Source organism: Thiorhodococcus fuscus, from assembly GCF_042682685.1.
In the GTDB taxonomy this organism is placed as follows: Bacteria; Pseudomonadota; Gammaproteobacteria; order Chromatiales; family Chromatiaceae; genus Imhoffiella; species Imhoffiella fuscus.
On record NZ_JBHUHX010000051.1, the window covers coordinates 102,976 to 123,938 of the forward strand.

The window sequence follows — 20,963 nt, forward strand, 5'->3', positions numbered from 1 at the left end:
GCGTCTCAGGGCCGCTCCGCTCACACGAAGCCCCCCTTGCCGATCAACGCGGCAGTTCATAACCGACGAGTGTCGCATATGGCAGCATGCCCTTGGCCCCGGTCGTCGGCGCCGTCGCTTGGTGGGTCACTAGGAAGAGGTCGAGCTTATTGGCCACGTCCGAGCGATTGAGATGCCAGCGCTGAGCCGGCGCCACGGCACGCTCGACGAAGCGAGGCGAGGAAACGACCGGCTGGTCGTCCTGCAACAGATCCTGATAGAACATCGGCCCCATGAGGAAAACCGCGAAGGCAACCGAGGCGGCTAGCGCCATCCCGGCCACACGCTGCAATTGCTGGCGCCCGGGCCAGCGCCTGCGGCGATGCGCCAAAATGACAGGCTCGCCATCCAATGCGCACCGAACGGCATCGGCGATCCGCCTATGCTCAAGGTCCAGGGGTTCTCCTCGGATCGCCTGGCCGATCAGGTGGTAACGCTCCCAACTCCCGCGCAACGAGGGGTCGCACGCGAAGTCATCGAGCAATCGCGTCACGCTCGTGGAGTCGAGCTCGCCATCCTGAAGTTCCGAAAGTCGCTGTTTGTGCTCGTCGGTCATCGTCTCACGCCTGAGCTGATTATCTATGCCATTGTCATATCGAGATCGAGTATTCGCCTCAGCCTTGTCGCCATGACGACCCTCCCGCGAGTCATCGCCATGTCTGTTTTGGACCACGCCATCGCTCATGCCTCGAGCAATGGCCGCAGCCGCTTATCGATCGCCTCCCTGGCGCGGAAGATCCTTGATCTGACGGTTCCGATCGGGCACTCCATCGCCGTCGCGATCTCGTCGTAACTCATACCCTCGAATTCGCGCAACATGATGGCCGTGCGCAGATCCTCCGGGAGATCGTCGAGCGCGCCCTGAATGGTGCGCGCGATCTCGTCCGTCAGCAGAGCCCGCTCGGGCGTTGCGGAATCGCGCAGCCGACCGCCTCCGTCCATCTGCTCAGCCACCTCGGTCTCGACATCATCTCCCGGCGGCCTGCGGCCCTGCGCCACCAGATGGTTCTTGACCGTGTTGACAGCGATCCGATAAAGCCAGGTATAGAAGGCACTCTCGCCGCGAAATCCGGGCAGTGCGCGATAGGCCTTGAGAAAGGCGTCCTGGGTCACGTCCAAGACTTCACTCGGATCTCTGAGATATCGCGAAATCAGGTTAGATACCTTTTGCTGGTATTTGAGGACCAGCAGGTCGAAGGCGCGCTTGTCTCCCGACTGAGCGCGCACCACCAATTCTTGGTCGGTTTGACGCTCCGTCATAGGACAGGCCCCGTATGGCATCTAGCCATGGGTTCCGTTGGCATGGACAATCCACCGAAAGGGAAGTTCTGGGCCGCGAACGGATGCGGCCGATTCAAGTCGAATAAAGTGCGGTATTTTGACCCAGGCCGCGATCGCAAAGCCCTTGCAATACCGGATGGCGACAGGCCATCGACGCAGCAGTTGGCGAACCGCCGCCGCCCGGGGCCGGCAGAGCGTCCGCCCTTCATACGAGTGATTCCATGTCCGCAAACTATTTTCGCCACGACGTCCTGATCCTCGGCAGCGGTGCTGCGGGACTGAGTCTCGCCTTGCGACTGCGCGACGACCTCTCGGTCGCGGTCGTCTCCAAACGCGAGTTGATCGAGGGTAGTACCCGTTACGCCCAGGGCGGCATCTCCGCCGTGCTCGACGCCAAGGATTCCATCGAGTCGCACGTGCAAGACACGCTCAAGGCCGGGGCCGGACTGTGCGACCCCGAGGCGGTGCGCTTCGTCGTCGAGCGCGGACCGGCCAACATCCGCTGGCTGCTCGACCAAGGGGTCGAGTTCACCCGCGACGAGGAATACGTCTCGGCCGGCGGCTACCACCTCACACGCGAGGGCGGACACACCCATCGTCGCGTGGTCCACGCCGCAGACGCCACCGGAGCGGCGGTCGCCAACACCCTTGAGGGCAGAATCCGAGCCAAAAGCAACGTCACGCTGTACGAACAACATATCGCGGTCGATCTCATCACCTCCAGACACCACCCAGGCCAAGAGCAAAATCGCTGCCTGGGGGCCTATATTCTCGATCGCGGAACCGGCCAGGTCGAGACCTTCCTCGCGCGCTTCGTGATCCTGGCCACCGGCGGGGCCAACAAGGTCTATCTCTACACCAGCAACCCGGACGTCTCCACGGGAGACGGCATCGCCATGGCCTGGCGGGCCGGCTGCCGGGTCGCCAACATGGAATTCATGCAGTTCCACCCGACCTGTCTCTATCACCCGGAGGCCCGCACCTTCCTCATCAGCGAGGCGCTGCGCGGCGAGGGCGCCAGACTCCTGCTGCCAGACGGCGAGCGCTTCATGCCGCGCTTCGACTCCCGAGCCGAACTGGCCCCAAGAGACGTCGTGGCCCGCGCCATCGACCATGAGATGAAGCGCTTGGGGTCGGAGTGCCTCTACCTGGACATCTCGCATCGCCCTTCGGACTTCGTCGTCGAACATTTCCCCACCATCCACGCGCACTGCCTCGAACTCGGAATCGATATCACCCGCGAGCCCATCCCCGTCGTTCCCGCCGCACACTACACCTGCGGCGGGGTTATGGTCGACCATCATGCGCGCACCGACCTGCTCGGCCTCTATGCGAGCGGCGAAACGGCCTATACCGGATTGCATGGCGCCAACCGCATGGCCAGCAACTCGCTGCTGGAATGCCTGGTCTACTCGGAGTCGGCCGCGCAGGACATCGAGCGGCTGATGGGCCGGTACCCGGATCCGGTCGAGGTCCCGCACTGGGACGAGAGCCGCGTCACCGAACCCGACGAGGAGGTGGTGGTCACCCACAACTGGGAGGAGCTGCGCCGCTTCATGTGGGACTACGTCGGAATCGTCCGCACCAACAAGCGACTGAGACGCGCCAAGCGCCGCACCGAGCTCTTGGCGCAGGAGATCATCGAGTACTACAGCAACTTCCGGGTCAGCAACGACCTCATCGAGCTGCGCAATCTACAGGAAGTCTCGAACCTCATCATCCAATCCGCACTGCGCCGTCGCGAAAGCCGAGGACTGCACTACACGCTCGACTTCCCCTTCAAGGACAAGAACCAGCACGGCCCGACCATTCTGATTCCGGATACCTATCAGCCGCGTGATCGGGAATGACCGCGCCAGCGTCGAATCCAGCCTGAATCGCGCGCGGAGCGCACCGCCGCTCCGCGCGCGCCAAAGCGCGAATACCCGGGTGTCAGAGTATCTTGGTCACCAGCTTGACGGCCATATCCTGCGGATCGCTCTCGATGCGGAATCCAAGCGACTTGACCAGGGCCAGCATGCGGGTATTGGCGGTCAGGACCTCCCCTTCCATGAGGCGGAAACCACGCAGACGCGCGTTCTGCATCAGCGAGCGCATCAAGCGCGCGCCGATGCCTAGATTCTTCCAGGTGTCCGACACCACGATCGCGAACTCGCAGGCCTCACCGCCGGGACGCGACATGTAGCGCGCGACGCCCACCTCGGCCTCCGAACCCTCGTACTCGACCACGCCGATCAGGGCCATTTCGCGGTCGTAATCGATCTGGGTGAAGCGTACCAGCATCTCCGGGGTCAGTTCCTTGATCGCCTGCATGAAACGGAAATACTTGGTCTGCTCCGAAAGCCCGCGCACGAAATCCTGCTCCATCTCCGCATCCTCGGGCCGGATCGGACGGATGACCAAGTCCTTGCCGTCCGGGAGCTGGACCCGCTCGATCAAATGACTCGGATAGGGATGGATGGCCATGTGACCATAGGTCGGCTGCTGCGGCGGGCGATACTCGACCTTGATCCGCGCATCGACGGCGATGACCTCCTTATCGTTCCCGATCAATGGGTTGATATCCATGGCGATGATCTCGGGCAGCTCGCAGACCATCTCCGAGACGCGCTGGAGAATCCGAGCCAGCGCGACCCGGTTCATCGGCGGCATGTGCTGAAAGGCCCCCATCAGACGCGCGATTCGGGTGTGATCGATCATCGTCTGGATGATGAAGGCGTTCAGCGGCGGCAGACCGAGGGCCAGATCCTGCAGGACCTCCACCTTGGTTCCGCCCGAGCCGAAGCTAATCACCGGGCCGAAGATCTTGTCGCGGAAGACGCCCGTCATCAACTCGCGCGCGGCGCGACTCGACACCATGTGCTCGACCGTGATGCCATCCATCCGGGCCTCTGGGCGCAACCGTTTGGCGCGCTCCAGGATCTCGGTGAAGGTGCGCCGAACCGACTGGGCGTCATCGATGTTGAGCTTGACCCCATCGACATCCGATTTGTGTTCGATATCCGGCGAGTTGATCTTCATCACCACCGGAAATCCCAGCGCCTCGGCCGCCATCAGGGCCTCGTTGGGGGTACGGGTCAGCACCGCCTGCATGGTCGGGATACGGAAGGCGGACAGGATCGCCTTGGCCTCCACCGTTCCGAGCACCTTGCGCCCCTCGGCCATGACGCCCTCGATGATGAGTCGCGCGCCCTCGACGTCCGGCGGATCCTCATAGGACAGCGGCGAGGGTGACTGCATCAGCAGCTTCTGATTGCGCTCATGCGCGGCGAGGAAGGACAACGCCTCGACCGCAGCCTCTGGATTGTCGAAATGAGGGACGTTGTGCTCGGACAGCAGGGCCTGGGCCTCGGCGACACGATTGCCGCCCATCCAACAGGCGAGCACGGGCTTGCGGCTGCTCTTCGACGCCTCGACCAGGTGACGGGCGGTCGCGACCGGATCCCCGAAAATCAAGGGCGCCAGGATACAGAGCACGCCGTCCACCTCGGGATCGGCCAGACAGGCGTCGAGCGAGATACGATAGCGCTCGGGCGGGGCGTCGCCGATGATATCGATCGGATTGCCGTGCGACCAATAGTCCGGGAGCGCCTGCTCCAGCTTCTGGCGCGTGGCGTCGCTGAACTGGGCCAGGGACAGCCCCAGCTCGACCGCGCGATCCGCCGCCAGGACGCCCGGTCCGCCGCCATTGGTGATGATGGCGATGCGATCCCCGGCGAGCCGGCGCCGCGTACCGAAAACCTGAGCCGCCGAGAACAGCTGATCCAGATTGGTCACCTGAACCACCCCCGCGCGATCGGTGACCGCCCGGAAGACATCGGCGGAACCCACGAAGCCCCCCGTGTGCGATTTAATGGCGCGGGTTCCCGCCGGCTGGCGGCCCGCCTTGACCACGATCACCGGCTTGAGACGCGCCGCCGCGCGCAGACCGCTCATGAAATGCCGCGCGTTGCGGACCCCTTCGACATAGAGCAGGATGCACTGGGTCTGGGTATCCAGGGCGAGGTAATCGAGAATATCGCCGAAGTCCAAATCGGCCGCCGCGCCCAAGGAAACGACGGCCGAAAAGCCCACGCCGCGCGGCTCGGACCAATCGATCATGGCGGTACAGATGGCGCCGGATTGAGACACCAGGGCCACGTTGCCGCGCCGGGGCAGATCCTGACCGACGCTGGCATTGAGTCCATGCTGAGGGCGCATCACCCCGAGACAGTTGGGTCCCAGCACGCGGATGCGATTGCGCCGAGCCGCCTCGACCATTTTCTCCTGCAGGATGGCGCCGCGCTCGCCATGCTCGCCAAAGCCAGCGGAATGGACAACGGCCGCCTTGACCCCATAGCTTCCGCACTGATCGAGAATCGCCGGCACCGATTCGGCCGGGGTTGCGATCACGGCCAGGTCGACCTGCTTGTCCAGCACATTCAGCGAGGGGTAGCAGGGCTGACCGTTCACCTCTTCATGCTTGGGGTTGATGGCATAGCAGACGCCTTTGAAGCCGCCCGCGAAGATGTTGCGGAAGACCATGCCACCGATCGAGCCCTCGTTGTCGCTCGCGCCGAACACCGCTACGGCACTCGGGGTGAAGAGTTGGTCAATATCCGTCAAACGCATGGGTCTGCCCTCTGAGGCATAAAAGGGGTTAATCTCTCGTCATGCCGCCGAAGAGCGGCAATCGACTAGCGGCAATCGACTATCTGAAGCCTAGCTCACGCACCCTGTACCGAGACCATCGGGTCACGCGTCGGGTACGCGTCCTGAGGAGCCACCATGAATCTCGCCTTAATCTCGCACCAAACCTGTATGGAACACAGGATGGGCGCACATCATCCAGAATGCCCCGAACGGCTCCACGCGATCCAGGACCGCCTGATCGCGTCGGGGATGGAGATGCTGGTGACTCATTTTGACTCGCCCGCAGCGACCATCGATCAACTCGCCCGCGTCCACGATCGCGCATACATCCAGAGCATCATGGACGCTGCGCCCAAGACAGACGACGCCCTGACCTGGATCGATGGCGACACAGCGATGAACCGCCATTCCCTGGAGGCCGCGCTGCACTCCGCCGGCGCAGCCATACTCGGCGTGGATCTGGTCATGGGCGATCGCTATCACACCGCGTTCTGCAGTGTACGCCCACCCGGCCACCATGCCGGACGCGCCAAGGCCAGCGGTTTCTGCATCTTCAACAACGTCGCCATCGGGGCGGCCCACGCACTGGAGCACCACGGCCTGGAGCGGGTCGCCATCGTCGATTTCGACGTGCATCACGGGGACGGAACCGAAGAGATCTTCGCCGGGGACGAGCGCATCCTCTTCTGCTCCAGCTTTCAGCATCCCTTCTATCCAGGGACCGGAGCCGATAGCGTTGCACCGAACGTCGTCAACCTGCCGATGCCGAGATTGACCGACGGAGAGGCCTTCAAGGCGAAGGTCGAAGCCAGCTGGCTTCCGAGACTCAATGCCTTCGCCCCTCAATTGATCATGGTGTCGGCCGGATTCGATGGACACGTCGAAGACGATATGGCTCACTTCAATCTACGCGAGGCAGACTTTGGGTGGATCACGCGAGAGATCCACAAGCTGGCGACGAAGTACTGCAAAGAGCGGGTGGTCTCCTGTCTCGAAGGGGGATATACGCTATCTGCGCTCGGACGTTGCGTCAGCACCCACATCGACGAACTGATCGGTCATGTCTGAACCGGCCGCATGGTCTGAATTCGGGTGCTGCAATGCAGCATTAGAATAGACGTCCACCCCATCGGTTGCAATGACGTCCGTCGGACAAACCGCCCCAATCGAAGGCTCAGGATGACCGCGATCCTCTGGTTCAGACGCGATCTGCGTCTCGACGACAACCCCGCATTGGCTGCCGCCTTGGCGAGCGGCAGCCCCGTCCTGCCCGTCTATATCCATGCGCCACACGAAGAGGCACCCTGGGCGCCCGGCGCAGCGAGCCGCTGGTGGCTGCATCGCAGCCTCCAGTCCCTGGATCGCTCGCTCCAAGAGCGGGGAACCCGGCTATGGATCACCCGAGGCGACAGCCTCGCGGAACTCCGACGCATCGTCGCCGCGACCGGCGCCGCCGAGGTCCACTGGAACCGACTCTACGACCCGCGCATCCGGGAGCGGGACGCCGCCATCAAGCAGGCGCTCAGGGCCGACGGACTGCGTTGCGAGAGCCACAATGCATCCCTACTGTTCGAGCCTTGGGAAATTCTCACCGCACAAGGCCAGCCCTACCGGGTCTTCAGCGCCTTCTGGCGCAATGCGGCGAGACGCCTCCCGGACATCCGACCGACGGCGACAGCCCAAGACATCCAATGGGCGAGCATCGAATCCCCCGGGCTCGCGATCGAGGATCTGGCCCTTTGCCCCCGCATCGACTGGGATGCCGGACTCCAAGCGTCCTGGACGCCAGGCGAACAGGCCGCGCTCAACATGGCCACCCGCTTCCTCGACGCCCGGCTGGAGCGCTACGGCGAGGACCGCGACCGACCGGACGTGCCTGGCACATCCAGACTCTCGCCCCACCTGCATTTCGGTGAGATCGGTCCGCGTCGCCTGCTGGAGCTGACACGCGCCCGCGCTGCGGACCCGACCGAAGATCCGGCCGAGCCCTTCGTGCGCGAGGTCGGATGGCGCGAGTTCGCCCATCACCTGCTCTACCACTTCCCGCAGACGCCGACCGAGCCGCTGAATCCCCGTTTCGCCGACTTCCCCTGGAAGCAGGACGGCACGGATACCCGACTAGAGGCCTGGCACCAAGGCCGCACCGGCATTCCCATGGTCGACGCGGGACTGCGCGAACTCTGGCACACCGGCTGGATGCACAACCGGGCGCGCATGCTGGTCGCCTCCTTCCTGACCAAGAACCTGTTGCTGCCCTGGCAGAAAGGCGCGGACTGGTTCTGGGACACCCTGGTCGACGCCGACCTGGCCAGCAACACGCTCGGTTGGCAATGGACCGCCGGCTGCGGCGCCGACGCGGCACCCTATTTCCGAGTCTTCAATCCAGTCCTGCAAGGTCAGCGTTTCGACCCGGACGGTGCCTACGTCAAACACTGGTGCCCCGAGCTCGCACGTCTGCCGCTCAAGTATCTGCACCAACCCTGGACGGCACCCACGGCGGTCCTAACGGCGGCCGTGGTGACGCTCGGCACCGACTATCCGCATCCCATGGTGGATCTGGCGACCTCGCGCAAGCTGGCGCTCGCTGCCTGGGAGACACTCAAATGAGCGACGAGGGACGCTCGCTCAGCCGACCTGACCGAGCAAGCGGCGCACGGCAAGACCGGCCAGGGTGAGTCCGAACAATGAAGGCATGTAGCTCAGGGTCCCATTGACCGCGCGGGGCCGTCCGCGTCCCGTATCCTCAGGCGGACGTGGCGGAATCGGCGACTCGTCGGACCAAACCACGGTCACGCCCTGCCCCACACCGCGCCGACGCAGCCGGCTGCGCACCTCGCGCGCCAGGGGACAGACCTGGGTCTCCATCAGATCACCGACCCGCAGCCGGGTCGGATCCATGCGCCCGCCCGCGCCCATGCTGCTGAGAATGGGCACACCGAGCCGCACGGAGGTTTCGATCAGGGCCACCTTGCTGGAGAGGCTGTCGATGGCATCGACGATCAGGTCGAAACCGCCGCCGACGAAGTCCTCCATTCGATCCTCATTGATGAACTCCGGCAACGCCGTCACGCAGCAGCCCGGATTGATGTCGGCGATGCGCTCGGTCATGACATCGGTCTTGAGTCGACCGACCGTGGAGCGAAGCGCGACCAACTGGCGATTGAGGTTGGAGGGCGCGACCCGGTCGTGGTCGACCAGGGTCAAGGCGCCGACACCGGCCCGCGCCAGCGCCTCGGCGACGAAGGAACCCACCCCGCCGAGCCCGGCGACCAGGACATGGCTCGCACCCAGACGCGCGACCCCGTCATCGCCGACTAGAATGCGGGTGCGATCCGAGAGCCCCTCGGACAATACGTTCGAATCTGCCTCGTTCATACGCGATCCAATCTCAACACTCGCCGCGCGTTAACCGTCGTCGCGCGCGCGACTTCATCCAAACCAAGCCCGCGAACCGCAGCCAACGCGGCCAGAATCTCCGGCAGATATTCCGGGCTGTTACGCTCGCCGCGATGCGAGGCGACCGTGAGATCCGGTGCATCCGTCTCCAGGACGATGCCCTCCAAGGGCAGCTGACGCGCCAGACGCCGCAGCTTAGTAGAACGCTCGAAGGTCAGCATACCGCCGAAGCCGAGCGCGAACCCCAGATCCAGATAGCGCCTCCCCTGCTCCAGGCTGCCACTGAAGGCATGGGCGATACCGCCGAGGACCGGAATCCGCCGTAGCGCCGCCAGCACCTGATCGTGGGCCTTGCGCACGTGCAGGAGAACCGGCAGACCGGCATCGCGGGCGATCTGCAGCTGCGCCTCGAAAAGTCGCAGCTGGCGCTCCGAATCCAGTCCCTCGACGAAAAAATCCAGACCGATTTCACCGATGGCGCTCGGACGCTGCTCGGCGACCAGCCGCTCCAAGGCAACGAGATCAACCTCACGATGCTGCTCCAGATAGACCGGATGCAGACCGAGGGCCGCAAAGAGACGCGGCGCGCCCGCCTCCGAGCGCGCGCAGCAATCGAGCAAATGCGTCCAACCGTCGGCCTGGATCGCCGGAACCAGGATCGCGCTCAGACCGAGCGTCCCGCATCGGCGCCAGACCGCATCGCGATCCTGGTCGAATGCAGCGACGTCCAGATGGCAATGGGTGTCGATCAATTCGAGCACTACCTCTCCTCGCTCGCCATCAGGCCCCGGCATTGCTGCGCTGATCGCGCACGAAGATCGCTTTATGCGCCCCCCGTCCCGCCGCGCGCTCCTCCAGGTCGAACAACTGGGTCGCCTTGAGCAAACCGCTGAGTTTGGCATAACCGTAGTTGCGCGAGTCGAACTCCGGGCTGCGCTTGGCGATGGCCGTGCCGACCATGCCCAGCGCCGCCCAACCCGTATCGTCCGCCGCGCTGTCCACGGCGCCGCGCAACAGGGCGACCAGCTTGGCATCGCGCTTGAGCTCCTTGCCGCTCTTGCGGGTGGTGGCGTCCGTACTCGAATCCTCGCGCAGCACCTCGGTATAGACGAACTTGTCGCAGGCGGCGACGAAGGGTTCGGGCGTCTTCTGCTCGCCGAACCCATAGACCGTCATCCCCGACTCGCGCAAGCGCTGAGCCAGACGGGTGAAATCGCTGTCGCTGGAGACGATGCAGAAGCCTTCGAAATTGCGCGAATAGAGCAGGTCCATGGCGTCGATCATCATGGCCCCATCGGTCGCATTCTTGCCCTTGGTATAGCGGAACTGCTGCATCGGCTGAATCGAATGCTGCAGCAGAGTCTCTTTCCAACTGCCCAGATTCGGCAGCGTCCAGTCACCATAGATGCGCTTGACGTGGGCCGTCCCGTACTTGGAGATTTCGGCCAGCAGGCCGTCGACGATACTCGCCTGGGCGTTGTCGGCATCGATCAGGACGGCGAGTTTGAGATTGACTGGATCGGACATGGGTACCGGATTCCCTGGGTCGAGGATAAACGAAGAAAAACGCCCGAGCATGGCCCGATCGTTCTACCACATGAGGTCGTCGGGCACCTGAAAGTCGGCATAGGGATCGTCGGCGTCCTTCTCCTCGATCGGCTGGTTGTGGACCAGGACCAGACTCGCATCACGTGCACGCACACGCTCTGCGATCTCGACCGGAACCACCTCATAGAAGGCATCCTGACGTACCACGGCCAAGCGGCCAGCAACCAGCTTGGCGTGCTGATCCTTATTGACATAGATGCGCTTGAGCTTCGTGCCGTCGGTGAAGTTGAAGGCCAATTCGCCACCGTCGCGCACCACCCGATGGGTGTGGATCAGCTGGCGAATCTCGTTCTCGGCCGCGCGCTTGGCCGCCTCCTCCTGGCGCTGGCGGTTCAACTCGCGATCGCGCTCGGCCTTCTCGGCCTGCGCTCGCTGCGCCGCCTGACGCGCCTCGGCGTCGGGCCGAGGACCATGCTTGCCGGACTGCTTGACGTTTTTGCGCTTCGACGACCGCGCCTGCTTGAGCTTGTGCTCGTCGACCAGGCCGGCCTTCAGGAGCTGATCTTGAAGTGAATTACCCACGATATGGTTCCCCGCTGATCGGAGTCGAAGGATCCGGCCGAAGCCAGATGATCTCGACGACCCCATGGTGAAAAGGATGGCTGCAATCGACGTTGGCGAGAGGATCCGACAGCCGCGCCCGGGACGCAAGTTTGCCGTCTCGAATGGACAATTTTGTGCCCGACCAACTTGGATGAGTACAATCCGCGCGGCAAGGCGGCAAATGCACGCCGCCCGCCGCCACCGATTTCCGATCCAGTCCACATTCCAAGCCCCACTGATTACACGGAGTAGCCTTCATGACCCGACTCTTTCTGTTCGCCGCCTTGTCGCTCTCTCTCGTTCTGCCGGCCTACGCGGGGAGCGCCGTCAGCATAGGTTATGTCGACATGCAAAAGGTGCTAGAGGACAGCAAGCTCGGACAGCGCCTGCAAGAACAGCTGCGCAAGGAGTTCGAATCCCAGGCCAAGGAACTCGCCATCGAAGAGCGCGAGATCAACCAACTCCAGCAGGAACTGGCACGTGACAAGCCGCTGATGAGCAACGATCAGGTAAAGAAGAAGGAGAAGGAGATCGAGACCCGCATCGCCGCCTACCAGAAGAAGGCCGCGCCCGTTCAGCAGGAACTGATGAAGGCCCAGCAGGAGAAGGGTCGCGAGATCGTGGCGCCCGCGCGCAAGGCGGTCAACGAGGTCGCGAAGAAGAAGAAGCTCGGCATGGTCGTCGAGCGCGGCATGAGCGGCCTCATGTACGTCGACGACGGGTTCGACATCACCGCCGACGTCATCAAACAACTTGACGCATCGACCAAATAGGGATTGAGACAGGTCCGGTCACACAGCTACCCGATGACGTCTGACGGCTGTGTGACCGGGCTGTTTCCGACGATTACCCATAGGGTATAATCCAGGCGCTTCGGGGCATTTCCCAGGCCCGCAGCACGGGCGCGGAAGACCGATCGAGGCCGCGCCAAACACACCTAATTTCTTCGCCGTATGCGAGTCGATCGGGCATTGCCGGAACATTTGATGTGAGACTCCGAACCAGACTGCGCGTCCGCGCGAGGAAGGCGGTTCTTCTGGCATTTCAGTGGGACACGCGCTCCCCCACCCCCTGTCGCCAGGCGGCAACGCAGCGCGACCTCAACTGTCCCGAATCCCTCGCCCCTGCCCGAACCAATCTCACCCACAACTCCCCGACCGCGCCTGTCGCGGCCACCTTCACTGCTTAGGAGCGGACCCATGCTTGGTGAATCGCACGACCTGTTTCACGAATTTCCCGACTTGGAGAGCAAAATCGCGAATCTGCGGACTCAAAACCCGGATTTCGCGTCGCTCATGGACCAATACGACAGCCTCGATGCGCGCGTGCGCAGCATCGAGGAACTCGGCTCCCCGGTCGCCGATGAAACCCTCGAAGAACTGAAGAAGGAACGCCTCCAGCTCAAGGACGCCCTCTACGCCATATTGAAGGGCTGACCCCGCCCAGGGACCGAGCGATTTTCGCCGACGCTCGGCCGAGTGGCCGCCTTCACCTTGCGTGAGATCGCCCGAGCGTGCGCCCGCAACCGAAACTCGCAAGGTCCCACTTACCGCAATCAGCCCGCACCAGGAACGCTCAAGCCAGTGGAATTCCGCATCCTCCCCGTCACGGCCTTTCAGCAGAACTGCACCCTCTTCTGGTGCAAACAAACGCGGCGCGCCGCCATCATCGACCCAGGTGGTGAGCCCGACCGCATCCTGGACGTTGTCCGCGCGCTGAATCTGGAGCCCGAGCAGATCCTGCTGACCCACGGGCATCTCGATCATGTCGGCGCCGCCGCCATCATCGCCCAACGAATCGGGCTCCCCATCATCGGCCCTCACGCCGAGGACGCCTTCCTGCTCAAGGCCATACCCGGCCAGTGCGAGATGTTCGGCTTTCCCCCAGCCGAGGCCTTCATGCCGAACCGCTGGCTGGAAGACGGCGAGACACTGGAGGTCGGAGAGCGCCGGCTCGACGTGATCCACTGCCCCGGGCATACGCCCGGCCATGTCGTCTTCGTCGACGCCGAGGCGCAACTCGCCCAGGTCGGCGACGTACTCTTTCGCGGCTCGATCGGACGCACGGATTTTCCGCGCGGAGACCATCGCCAGCTGCTCGACTCGATCCAGAGGCGCCTCTTCCCCCTGGGCGACGCGATGCGCTTCATTCCAGGACACGGCCCCATGTCCAGCTTCGGTGACGAACGTCAGACCAACCCCTACGTCAGGGGCTAGAGAGACGAGAACCAAAGCAAGGAACCAAGGTGCCGATGAACCCCGAATCACACGACATCGGCGGCCTCGCGCGAACCGAACCGAGCGGTTTTCAGGCTCGGTTACAATGCCGCGCTGACACCAAATGATTGGCGGAGCTGACATGCTATTCCAGCGATTCCTCAAAAAACGCAAACAGGCCGCCGAGGCGACTCAGCAGGCCGTCGCGTCACAGAATCAGCAGACACTGACCGAACAGGCACTGAGCCACGCCGATCCAGGCACCCGGAGCAAGGCGATCCGCCAGGTCGTCAGCCCATCCGCCCTCCGCCGGATCCTGGCCCAGGATGCCGATTCCGGGGTCCGCTCCGACGCACTCGACCGCCTGATGCAGATTCAGTGCGAGAAGACTCAGCCGCCCCCGCCATACGATGAGCTGCTGGCCGCCTTCGCCGACATCCAGGACGACGCACTGATCGAGCGTGTCGCCCAGCACGGCGTCGCCCCGGAACTGCGCCGGAGCGCCATCGAACGTATCGGCTCGCAGCCAGTCCTCGCGCACTGTGCGGTCCATGACCCCCTGGCGGCGAATCGCGCCCGCGCCATCGAGCGCCTGGAGGATCGCGCCGGCCTCGAACAGGTGGTGCACGACATCGGCAAGCGCGATAAGAACGTCCTGCGCGCCGCGCGCGAGAAGCTACGTCTGATCGCGGTCCGCGAGGAACATCCGAAACGCATTCGCACCCAGTGCGAGGACATCTGCTCCAAGATCGAACGCCTGGGACGGCTCGGCAACTGGACCCAGGACCGTGCCTTGCTCGACCATCTGGAGCGCCAATGGGGCACGGTCCAGGACGAAGCCGACCCCGAATGGCAGGCCCGCTTCCAGGCCGAGCGCGAGCGCTTCCTGAGCGCCTACGAGGAATACCGTCGCGAGAATGCCGCTCAGATCGCAACCCAGGAGGCGCAAGAGGCGGCGCGCACCGAACGCGAACGCCTGATCCAGGAACTCGCCGAGGCCGCCGCGCTGACCGATGAGTCGGAACTCCAGGCAGCAGGCGAGCGCATCGCCGCCTCCTGGGACGCGCTCCCATCCGCGCACGACACGACGCAACGCGACTTGGACGCCCGCTATCGTGACGGCCTCCAGGCACTGGAGGCACGCCGCAAGGCGCTCTCCGATCGACGCCACGCCAACGAGCGTCTCGGCAAGCTCACCAACAAGATCGAACGCCTACTCGGCGAGTCCAAGCCCCTGGACCATAAACAGGTCAAAACGCTGCTCGACCAAGGACGCACGCTGGCCGCCGAGGCGAGCGAGAACGCCCTGACCGAATCCTTCACCGCCCACGCCGAGCGGCTGGATGCCCGCCTCAAACATCAGCGCAAGAGCGCCGAACAGCGTCTGAGACAGTTTGCCGAACGCCTCGAAGAGCTTGAGGGCCATTTGGACAACGGCGAACTCAAGAAGGCCGACCCCGTACACCAGAGCCTGCAGGCCGCACTCGAACTGATCCAGATGAGCGGATTACAGCCCGCGACCGCCACCGAACTGGGACAGCGACTGCGCGCGCTCGCACCCAAACTGCGCGAGCTGCAGAACTGGCGCCGCTGGGGTGCGGACCAGCATCGCGAAGGGCTGTGCGCCGAGATGGAGTCCCTGATCGACAAGGATCTCCCGCTCGCCGCAGTAGCCGAACAGCTGCGCAGTCTGCAGACGGACTGGAAAGGGCTCGACAAGACCGGATCGCCGGCCAATCAGGGGCTGTGGGAGCGTTTCCACGCGGCCTCCGAGCAGGTCTATGCGCGCTGCCGCCCCTTCATGGAGGCGCAGGCGGCCGAACGCGAGGCCAATGCGATCGCACGCGAGCGCGTCTGCGCTCAACTCGAAGACTTCCTGTCCAAGGTCGACTGGGAGCGGGTCGACTGGAAGAAAATCCTGCGCGCCGAGCGCGAGACCCGCCAGGCCTGGGCCGCAATCGGCCCGACCGATCCGCGCCAGCGCAAAAAGCTCGAACGCCGCTTCCATCAACGGCTCAAGACGCTCGACCAGCGCCTGGAACGCGAGCGACGTCAGAACCAGGCCCATAAACAGAACCTCGTCGAGCAGGTCCGGGCCTTGATCGAGCACCCGGACCTGGATACGGCCATCGAGCAAACCAAGGCGCTGCAACGCGAATGGCACACCACGGTACCCGCGCGCCAGAAGGACGAGAACAAGCTGTGGCAAGAATTTCGTGCGGTCTGCGACGCCGTCTTCGAGCGCCGCGCCGCGATCCAGCAGGCGCACGCGAACGAGATGCGCGATCACCTGTCTGCCCGCGACGCACTCTGCGACGAGGCGCTGGCCTTCGCCGAAACCGAAACCGATCCGCAACGCCTGAGTGCCGCATTGCGCGACTTCGAGTCACGTTGGAGAGAACTGGAGTCGCGCCCCATACCGCGCCAGTCGGCCAGCCAGTCGAATCAGCGTTGGCGGGACGCGCGCGCTGCGTTCGAGAACCGCCGCCGCGCTGCTGAAGACAGACACAGCCAGGCCGCGCTGGAACTGCTGCAACGCCAGTCGGAACTCTGCAAGCGCCTGGAAGCGAGCCTATTGGCCAACGATGCCGACGGAATGGATCCGACAGCCGCCCAGCAGGCCTGGCAACAGCTCCCCAAGCAAACGGATGCCGATCTGCAACAGGCGCTGGAGACACGCTTCGCGTTCGCCCAGACCGCTGCGACCGACCCCGAGCAACGCAAAGAACTCCGCAAGCGACGCGAGGCCAACGACCGGCGATTGAGTCAGCTCTGTCTACAGTTGGAAATCATCGCCGGCGTCGAGTCGCCACCGGAACAGGCGCAGCAGCGACTGGAATATCAGGTCGCGCGACTCTCCGAACGAATGATGGAGGGAGAGGAAGACCCATTAGAGGGCGCGACCCGATTGCTGCAGGATTGGTATATCTGCGGCCCAGCGGCGGACGACACGGCGCTCAGCCAACGTTTCGAGCGGGTCCGCCTCAAGCTGAGGTCCACTCAGGAACAAGGCTGAGTCTCGAACGCTCCCGGATTCCGCTCCCGCTCCATCCTGGCTACGGTGTAGCCTGGGTGAAGCGCAGCGCAACCCAGGAGGTTCAACGCCAACGCGCCGATCCGACCCAATCTCGGCGCAAACACTCATTCCTCGTGGATCTTGACGCACAGCAGATCGCAGGTGGCTCGACGCAGTACGCTTTCGGCCGTATCGCCGAAGAGCCCCAGCAGTCCATGACGTCCGCGACTGCCGACGATCACCAGGTCGACCTCCAGCTCCGCCGCAACCGTATCGATCGTACGACCGGTCGCACCGACCCGGATCAGCCGATCGGCCTCGGGCACCCCGAGTTGCTCGCCCAGCAGTGCCATCTGGCCTTGGGAGAGCTTCATCAGTTCATCCTCCAGGTCCTTGGTGTCGGGCAAGGCGATCTCGCCCGAGTAACCGAGATACATGGACTCGACCGCCGGAGGGATGTACTCGACCACATGGAGCAGCGTCAGACGCGCATCCAGCAGACGACTCAACTGCTCCGCGCGAGCTATCACGACCTCGCTCTCCTGCTCGAAGTCCACCGCAACCAGAATATGCCGGTAGGCATTGATCTCCATCGCACACCTCGATGACTGTTCGGTCTGACCCGAAGTATATCGGAGGATCGGCGACCCCGAGCCGTCCGGCGGGGCTGGGCGGCGGCATCCCCGCCCCGCCATGAGCGATGCGCCCTATCGCCCGAACAGCTCGTCGAAGAAGGACTGCATCCGCGTCCAAGAGCGGCGGTCGGCCTGGGGATCGTAGCGGAGGTTCTCGATGCCGTAGTCACCGGCATTCGGACTGGTAAAGCTGTGTTTCACGCCGCCATAGATGTCCATTTCCCAGTTGGCTTCGGCGGCCTCCAGCTTGTCCTGGAAGTTGGAGACGACCTCCGGCGACACGAAGCTGTCCGCATTGCCGTGCAGCACCAGGATCTTCGCGTCGATCCGCCCTTTGGACTCTTCGGGCGCGGCCGGCAGAGAACCGTGGAAGCTCACGACGCCCTTGAGCTCGGCGCCGCCATAGGCCATCTGCAACACGGTCCCGCCGCCGAAGCAATAGCCGATCGCGGCGACCTGACCGGGCTCGACCAGATCGCTCGCCATCAACTGTTTCAAACCGAGACCGGCGCGCTCGCGCCACAGCTCCACGTCCGCCGTGACCTCCTGCATCCAGTCCCGGGCCTGATCCGGTTTGTCGGTCACACGGTCATCGCCATACATATCGGCCGCGAAGGCGACATAGCCAAGCTCCGCGAGCATCCGCGCCCGTTCCTTGGCATAGTCGTTCAGCCCCCACCATTCATGGATCAGCAGGACGCCCGGTCGCTTGCCGGTCGCGGCATCGTCCCAGAAGAGATAGCCGGTCAAATGGGTGCCGTGGTCCTCGTACTCGATGGGCTTGGATTGGACCTCGGCCTGAGCCTGGGCGGTGACGAAGAGGCTTGCTGCAAACAACGACGAGAGCACGGCGATGCGATGAAGCATGGTCTTTCTCCTGAATGGCGTTGATAAACACGATTGGTCGGCGGGTATTCCGCCCCGAGACTTGATGCTGGCGCGCGCGACGGGCAAGCTTCCGCCCCTGATTCTGTCCATCCACCATCTAAGGGCGCCCCTTTTTCGACATGCTCCACATCACGCCGCACATTCAGATCGACGAATCCGAACTAAGCGAACGCTTCACCCGCTCACCCGGACCTGGCGGCCAGAACGTCAACAAGGTCGAAACGGCCGTTCAACTACGATTCGATGCAGCGGGATCGAGGGCGCTGACGGAGGACGTGCGTCAGCGATTGCGTCGACTGGCCGGGCGTCGGATCGACAGCGCAGGCGTCATCACGATCGAGGCGCACCGCTTCCGCACCCGAGAGCGCAATCGCGAGGATGCACGCGAGCGTTTGACACAGCTCATCCGCCAAGCCAGCCATCGGCCGAAAACGCGCATCGGCACCCGACCGACACGCGCCTCCAAGGAACGACGCCTGGACAGCAAACGCCGCACCTCGGCAAAGAAGCGCGGCCGTCAATCTCGACCGAGCGAGGAGTGAGCGACCATCAGGCGTCGACCTCGACGGCGATCCCCGAACCGTCTTTAGTCCTCACCAGAACAATCTTGCCGAGCGTAGGATGACGCGCAACGAAAACCGTGACGCCCGCAACGGTCTTCTCGCTGATGAGTTCGCTTTCTTCCTTCAGGTCATCGATCAGGGCTGGTTCAGCATCGATCAGGCGCGACACGACACACCTCCGTTTTTCGAGTGGACTCTCACATCGACCGCTACATCGCCATATCCAGCTCGTCCTGTACCTTGGCCAGGCCAGCGAGGGCACAGGCCTCGTCGGTCTCGCCGTCGGGCGCGCCGCTGACCCCGATCCCCGCAACCAGCGAGGAGCCGCCCACGAGCACCGGCACACCGCCGGCAGACATCACCAATCCCTCGACCCGACCGACCGGACTGTCGGCCCTGGAACTCATGCCGGAGGTCGCCGCATTGAAGTTGACGGCCGTATAGGCCTTCATCTGGCTGATGCGCGCCGTGATGGGGGAGGCAATGGTGTCGCGCAGGCTCACCTGCACGTTGCCCTCCCGATCGACCACCGTCACCCCGATCTGGATACCCTTCTCACGGCAGGCGGCAATCGCACCCTCGGCGATCTGCATCGCCGTGTCGAGCGATAGCCGCTTGAGCGAAATCACCATCGGCTCCTCGGCCTGCGCGGCGCCGACCGCGCACAGAAGCCCCATCACACCAAGCAATCGTCTCACCATCGGTCCTTCTCCATCGGTTGTGGGAATGCTGACGAGGATGAGCGTCGCGCTCGCCCGGAGCGATTCGAGCGGCGATCTCAGCCTCGGGACTGCGCGCCGTAGTGCGTTTCGATGTAATCGTCGACCATACGCTTGAACTGATCGGCGATCCCCTCGCCCTTGAGGGTCGCAACCTTCTCGCCATCGACGTAGACCGGGGCCGAGGGCCGCTCGCCGCTGCCCGGCAGACTGATGCCGATGTTGGCGTTCTTGCTCTCGCCCGGCCCGTTCACCACGCAGCCCATCACCGCGACCTGCATACGCTCGACGCCCGGATAGCGGTTACGCCAGTCGGGCATCTGATCGCGCAGATAGGCCTGAATGTTCTGAGCCAGATGCTGGAAGGTATCGCTGGTCGTGCGGCCACACCCCGGACAGGCCGTGACCATGGGGGCGAAGGAGCGAAATCCCATGGACTGCAGGATCTCCTGGGCGACCTGGACTTCTCGGGTCCGCGCCTCGCCGGGCGCCGGGGTCAGGGAGACGCGAATGGTGTCGCCGATGCCCTCTTGGAGCAGCACCGCAAGCGCAGCCGTCGAGGCCACGATGCCCTTGGAGCCCATGCCCGCCTCGGTCAGCCCTAAATGCAGCGCGAAATCGCCGCGATCGGCCAACATCCGATAGACCGAGATCAGTTCCTGCACGCCGCTCATCTTGCACGAGAGGATGATGTGATCCCTCGGAAGCCCGATCTGCACGGCGCGCTCGGCGCTGGAGATGGCCGACTCGACCATCGCCTCGTGCATGATGCGCTCAGCCGATTTCGGCTGCGCCGCGCGGGCGTTCTCGTCCATCAGACGGACGACGACCTCCTGGTCGAGACTGCCGCCGTTGACACCGATGCGCACCGGACGGTCGTAGCGACAGGCCAGCTCGATCATGGTCGCGAACTGGCTGTCCTTCTTCTCGCCCTTACCGACGTTGCCCGGATTGATGCGGTATTTGGCGAGCGCCTCGGCGCACTCCGGATAGTCCGCCAGCAGACGATGACCGTTGAAATGGAAATCGCCCACCAGCGGCACCTCGCAACCCTGGACGGCGAGCGCGTCGCGAATCACCGGAACCGCCTTGGCCGCCGATTCGTGATTCACCGTGATACGCACCAGCTCCGATCCCGCGCGCGCCAGCTCCGCGATCTGCCGGACCGTCGACTCGATGTCGCCGGTATCCGTATTGGTCATGGACTGAACCACGATCGGCGCACCGCCCCCGATGGTGATCGGGCCGACGGCGACTGGAAGGGTTTTGCGTCTTTGGATGGGATCTAGAACTGGGCTCATGGTGCCTTTTCCGCGATGGGATTCGCTGATATGTGAATGAGTGTAGTCTGACACTTGAACGTGACCCGGAAACAGACGAAGTTTGCCTGGTTTCAACGACCTGGCATCTTGGGCGGCTCCGAGTCG

The 20,963-nt window shown here is 63.9% G+C and carries 20 protein-coding genes; 8 read left to right on the forward strand and 12 right to left on the reverse strand.

The genetic code is table 11. The features are described 5' to 3' along the window. Nucleotides 1-43 precede the first annotated feature (43 nt). Together ACFSJC_RS16720 and rpoE are read right to left on the reverse strand one after the other, a co-directional pair. Complete coding sequence (locus tag ACFSJC_RS16720) at nucleotides 44-595, reverse strand: sigma-E factor negative regulatory protein (RefSeq protein WP_386028338.1); 552 nt, start codon at nucleotides 593-595, stop codon at nucleotides 44-46. Between the two features lie 125 nt (nucleotides 596-720). Further along, entirely contained in the window at nucleotides 721-1,299 is a 579-nt protein-coding gene (gene rpoE, locus ACFSJC_RS16725; RefSeq protein ID WP_386028339.1) for an RNA polymerase sigma factor RpoE, read from the reverse strand. A gap of 242 nt (nucleotides 1,300-1,541) precedes the next feature. Between rpoE and nadB the strand changes: the two genes are divergently transcribed. After that, nucleotides 1,542-3,170 carry an L-aspartate oxidase gene (nadB, locus tag ACFSJC_RS16730; RefSeq protein ID WP_386028340.1) on the forward strand — a complete coding sequence of 543 codons (1,629 nt, stop codon included), beginning with the start codon at nucleotides 1,542-1,544 and terminating at the stop codon, nucleotides 3,168-3,170. A gap of 82 nt (nucleotides 3,171-3,252) precedes the next feature. Here the strand turns inward: nadB and ACFSJC_RS16735 are convergent, their stop codons facing one another. After that, nucleotides 3,253-5,931 carry a bifunctional acetate--CoA ligase family protein/GNAT family N-acetyltransferase gene (locus tag ACFSJC_RS16735; RefSeq protein WP_386028341.1) on the reverse strand — a complete coding sequence of 893 codons (2,679 nt, stop codon included), beginning with the start codon at nucleotides 5,929-5,931 and terminating at the stop codon, nucleotides 3,253-3,255. Nucleotides 5,932-6,087: 156 nt separating this feature from the next. On the opposite strand from ACFSJC_RS16735, the gene ACFSJC_RS16740 reads away from it, so the two are divergent. Beyond that, entirely contained in the window at nucleotides 6,088-7,020 is a 933-nt protein-coding gene (locus ACFSJC_RS16740) for a histone deacetylase family protein (protein ID WP_386028342.1), read from the forward strand. A 111-nt stretch (nucleotides 7,021-7,131) separates the two neighbouring features. Continuing rightward, a complete protein-coding gene (locus ACFSJC_RS16745; protein ID WP_386028343.1) occupies nucleotides 7,132-8,559 on the forward strand; it encodes a cryptochrome/photolyase family protein in 1,428 nt (475 codons plus the stop codon). An 18-nt stretch (nucleotides 8,560-8,577) separates the two neighbouring features. Here ACFSJC_RS16745 and ACFSJC_RS16750 read toward each other — a convergent pair whose 3' ends face one another. From ACFSJC_RS16750 to ACFSJC_RS16765, 4 genes are all read right to left on the reverse strand, one after another. Then, on the reverse strand, nucleotides 8,578-9,327 hold the full coding sequence (locus ACFSJC_RS16750; protein WP_386028344.1) for a tRNA threonylcarbamoyladenosine dehydratase: 750 nt from the start codon (nucleotides 9,325-9,327) through the stop codon (nucleotides 8,578-8,580). Further along, entirely contained in the window at nucleotides 9,324-10,109 is a 786-nt protein-coding gene (locus tag ACFSJC_RS16755) for a TatD family hydrolase (protein WP_386028345.1), read from the reverse strand. The genes ACFSJC_RS16750 and ACFSJC_RS16755 overlap by 4 nt, the downstream gene beginning before the upstream one ends. A 19-nt stretch (nucleotides 10,110-10,128) precedes the next feature. Next, nucleotides 10,129-10,875, reverse strand: coding sequence for an NYN domain-containing protein (locus ACFSJC_RS16760; protein ID WP_386028346.1), 747 nt, complete (start codon nucleotides 10,873-10,875; stop codon nucleotides 10,129-10,131). Nucleotides 10,876-10,938: 63 nt separating this feature from the next. Beyond that, the gene (locus ACFSJC_RS16765; protein ID WP_386028347.1) at nucleotides 10,939-11,478 is read right to left on the reverse strand and encodes a DUF2058 domain-containing protein; all 540 of its coding nucleotides are present in this window, start codon (nucleotides 11,476-11,478) and stop codon (nucleotides 10,939-10,941) included. 278 nt (nucleotides 11,479-11,756) lie between these two features. On the opposite strand from ACFSJC_RS16765, the gene ACFSJC_RS16770 reads away from it, so the two are divergent. The 4 genes from ACFSJC_RS16770 (at nucleotide 11,757) to ACFSJC_RS16785 (ending at nucleotide 16,731) form a co-directional block, all read left to right on the forward strand. Next, the gene (locus ACFSJC_RS16770; RefSeq protein WP_386028348.1) at nucleotides 11,757-12,272 is read left to right on the forward strand and encodes an OmpH/Skp family outer membrane protein; all 516 of its coding nucleotides are present in this window, start codon (nucleotides 11,757-11,759) and stop codon (nucleotides 12,270-12,272) included. Between the two features lie 426 nt (nucleotides 12,273-12,698). After that, entirely contained in the window at nucleotides 12,699-12,935 is a 237-nt protein-coding gene (locus ACFSJC_RS16775; protein ID WP_386028349.1) for a YdcH family protein, read from the forward strand. A gap of 147 nt (nucleotides 12,936-13,082) precedes the next feature. After that, nucleotides 13,083-13,715 (forward strand): MBL fold metallo-hydrolase, encoded by a 633-nt coding sequence (locus tag ACFSJC_RS16780; RefSeq protein WP_386028350.1) that lies wholly within the window; start codon nucleotides 13,083-13,085, stop codon nucleotides 13,713-13,715. Between the two features lie 142 nt (nucleotides 13,716-13,857). After that, nucleotides 13,858-16,731, forward strand: a complete 2,874-nt coding sequence (locus ACFSJC_RS16785) for a DUF349 domain-containing protein (protein WP_386028351.1) — start codon at nucleotides 13,858-13,860, stop codon at nucleotides 16,729-16,731. Nucleotides 16,732-16,856: 125 nt separating this feature from the next. Here ACFSJC_RS16785 and ACFSJC_RS16790 read toward each other — a convergent pair whose 3' ends face one another. Together ACFSJC_RS16790 and ACFSJC_RS16795 are read right to left on the reverse strand one after the other, a co-directional pair. After that, nucleotides 16,857-17,324 carry a universal stress protein gene (locus tag ACFSJC_RS16790; RefSeq protein WP_386028352.1) on the reverse strand — a complete coding sequence of 156 codons (468 nt, stop codon included), beginning with the start codon at nucleotides 17,322-17,324 and terminating at the stop codon, nucleotides 16,857-16,859. Between the two features lie 114 nt (nucleotides 17,325-17,438). Next, the gene (locus ACFSJC_RS16795; RefSeq protein WP_386028353.1) at nucleotides 17,439-18,233 is read right to left on the reverse strand and encodes a dienelactone hydrolase family protein; all 795 of its coding nucleotides are present in this window, start codon (nucleotides 18,231-18,233) and stop codon (nucleotides 17,439-17,441) included. A gap of 140 nt (nucleotides 18,234-18,373) precedes the next feature. Between ACFSJC_RS16795 and arfB the strand changes: the two genes are divergently transcribed. After that, a complete protein-coding gene (arfB, locus tag ACFSJC_RS16800) occupies nucleotides 18,374-18,796 on the forward strand; it encodes an alternative ribosome rescue aminoacyl-tRNA hydrolase ArfB (RefSeq protein WP_386028354.1) in 423 nt (140 codons plus the stop codon). A gap of 7 nt (nucleotides 18,797-18,803) precedes the next feature. Here arfB and ACFSJC_RS16805 read toward each other — a convergent pair whose 3' ends face one another. From ACFSJC_RS16805 to ispG, 3 genes are all read right to left on the reverse strand, one after another. Then, the gene (locus ACFSJC_RS16805; RefSeq protein ID WP_386028355.1) at nucleotides 18,804-18,986 is read right to left on the reverse strand and encodes a hypothetical protein; all 183 of its coding nucleotides are present in this window, start codon (nucleotides 18,984-18,986) and stop codon (nucleotides 18,804-18,806) included. 40 nt (nucleotides 18,987-19,026) lie between these two features. Then, a complete protein-coding gene (locus tag ACFSJC_RS16810) occupies nucleotides 19,027-19,518 on the reverse strand; it encodes a GlcG/HbpS family heme-binding protein (RefSeq protein WP_386028356.1) in 492 nt (163 codons plus the stop codon). 77 nt (nucleotides 19,519-19,595) lie between these two features. Further along, nucleotides 19,596-20,837 (reverse strand): flavodoxin-dependent (E)-4-hydroxy-3-methylbut-2-enyl-diphosphate synthase, encoded by a 1,242-nt coding sequence (gene ispG, locus ACFSJC_RS16815; protein ID WP_386028357.1) that lies wholly within the window; start codon nucleotides 20,835-20,837, stop codon nucleotides 19,596-19,598. Between the last annotated feature and the right edge of the window lie 126 nt (nucleotides 20,838-20,963).

Bases quoted from the DNA above. Each gene is read 5' to 3' on its own strand.
- ACFSJC_RS16720 (WP_386028338.1), bottom strand. From the start codon at position 595: ATGACCGACGAGCACAAACAGCGACTTTCGGAACTTCAGGATGGCGAG.
- rpoE (WP_386028339.1), bottom strand. From the start codon at position 1,299: ATGACGGAGCGTCAAACCGACCAAGAATTGGTGGTGCGCGCTCAGTCG.
- nadB (WP_386028340.1), top strand. From the start codon at position 1,542: ATGTCCGCAAACTATTTTCGCCACGACGTCCTGATCCTCGGCAGCGGT.
- ACFSJC_RS16735 (WP_386028341.1), bottom strand. From the start codon at position 5,931: ATGCGTTTGACGGATATTGACCAACTCTTCACCCCGAGTGCCGTAGCG.
- ACFSJC_RS16740 (WP_386028342.1), top strand. From the start codon at position 6,088: ATGAATCTCGCCTTAATCTCGCACCAAACCTGTATGGAACACAGGATG.
- ACFSJC_RS16745 (WP_386028343.1), top strand. From the start codon at position 7,132: ATGACCGCGATCCTCTGGTTCAGACGCGATCTGCGTCTCGACGACAAC.
- ACFSJC_RS16750 (WP_386028344.1), bottom strand. From the start codon at position 9,327: ATGAACGAGGCAGATTCGAACGTATTGTCCGAGGGGCTCTCGGATCGC.
- ACFSJC_RS16760 (WP_386028346.1), bottom strand. From the start codon at position 10,875: ATGTCCGATCCAGTCAATCTCAAACTCGCCGTCCTGATCGATGCCGAC.
- ACFSJC_RS16770 (WP_386028348.1), top strand. From the start codon at position 11,757: ATGACCCGACTCTTTCTGTTCGCCGCCTTGTCGCTCTCTCTCGTTCTG.
- ACFSJC_RS16775 (WP_386028349.1), top strand. From the start codon at position 12,699: ATGCTTGGTGAATCGCACGACCTGTTTCACGAATTTCCCGACTTGGAG.
- ACFSJC_RS16785 (WP_386028351.1), top strand. From the start codon at position 13,858: ATGCTATTCCAGCGATTCCTCAAAAAACGCAAACAGGCCGCCGAGGCG.
- ACFSJC_RS16790 (WP_386028352.1), bottom strand. From the start codon at position 17,324: ATGGAGATCAATGCCTACCGGCATATTCTGGTTGCGGTGGACTTCGAG.
- ACFSJC_RS16795 (WP_386028353.1), bottom strand. From the start codon at position 18,233: ATGCTTCATCGCATCGCCGTGCTCTCGTCGTTGTTTGCAGCAAGCCTC.
- arfB (WP_386028354.1), top strand. From the start codon at position 18,374: ATGCTCCACATCACGCCGCACATTCAGATCGACGAATCCGAACTAAGC.
- ACFSJC_RS16810 (WP_386028356.1), bottom strand. From the start codon at position 19,518: ATGGTGAGACGATTGCTTGGTGTGATGGGGCTTCTGTGCGCGGTCGGC.
- ispG (WP_386028357.1), bottom strand. From the start codon at position 20,837: ATGAGCCCAGTTCTAGATCCCATCCAAAGACGCAAAACCCTTCCAGTC.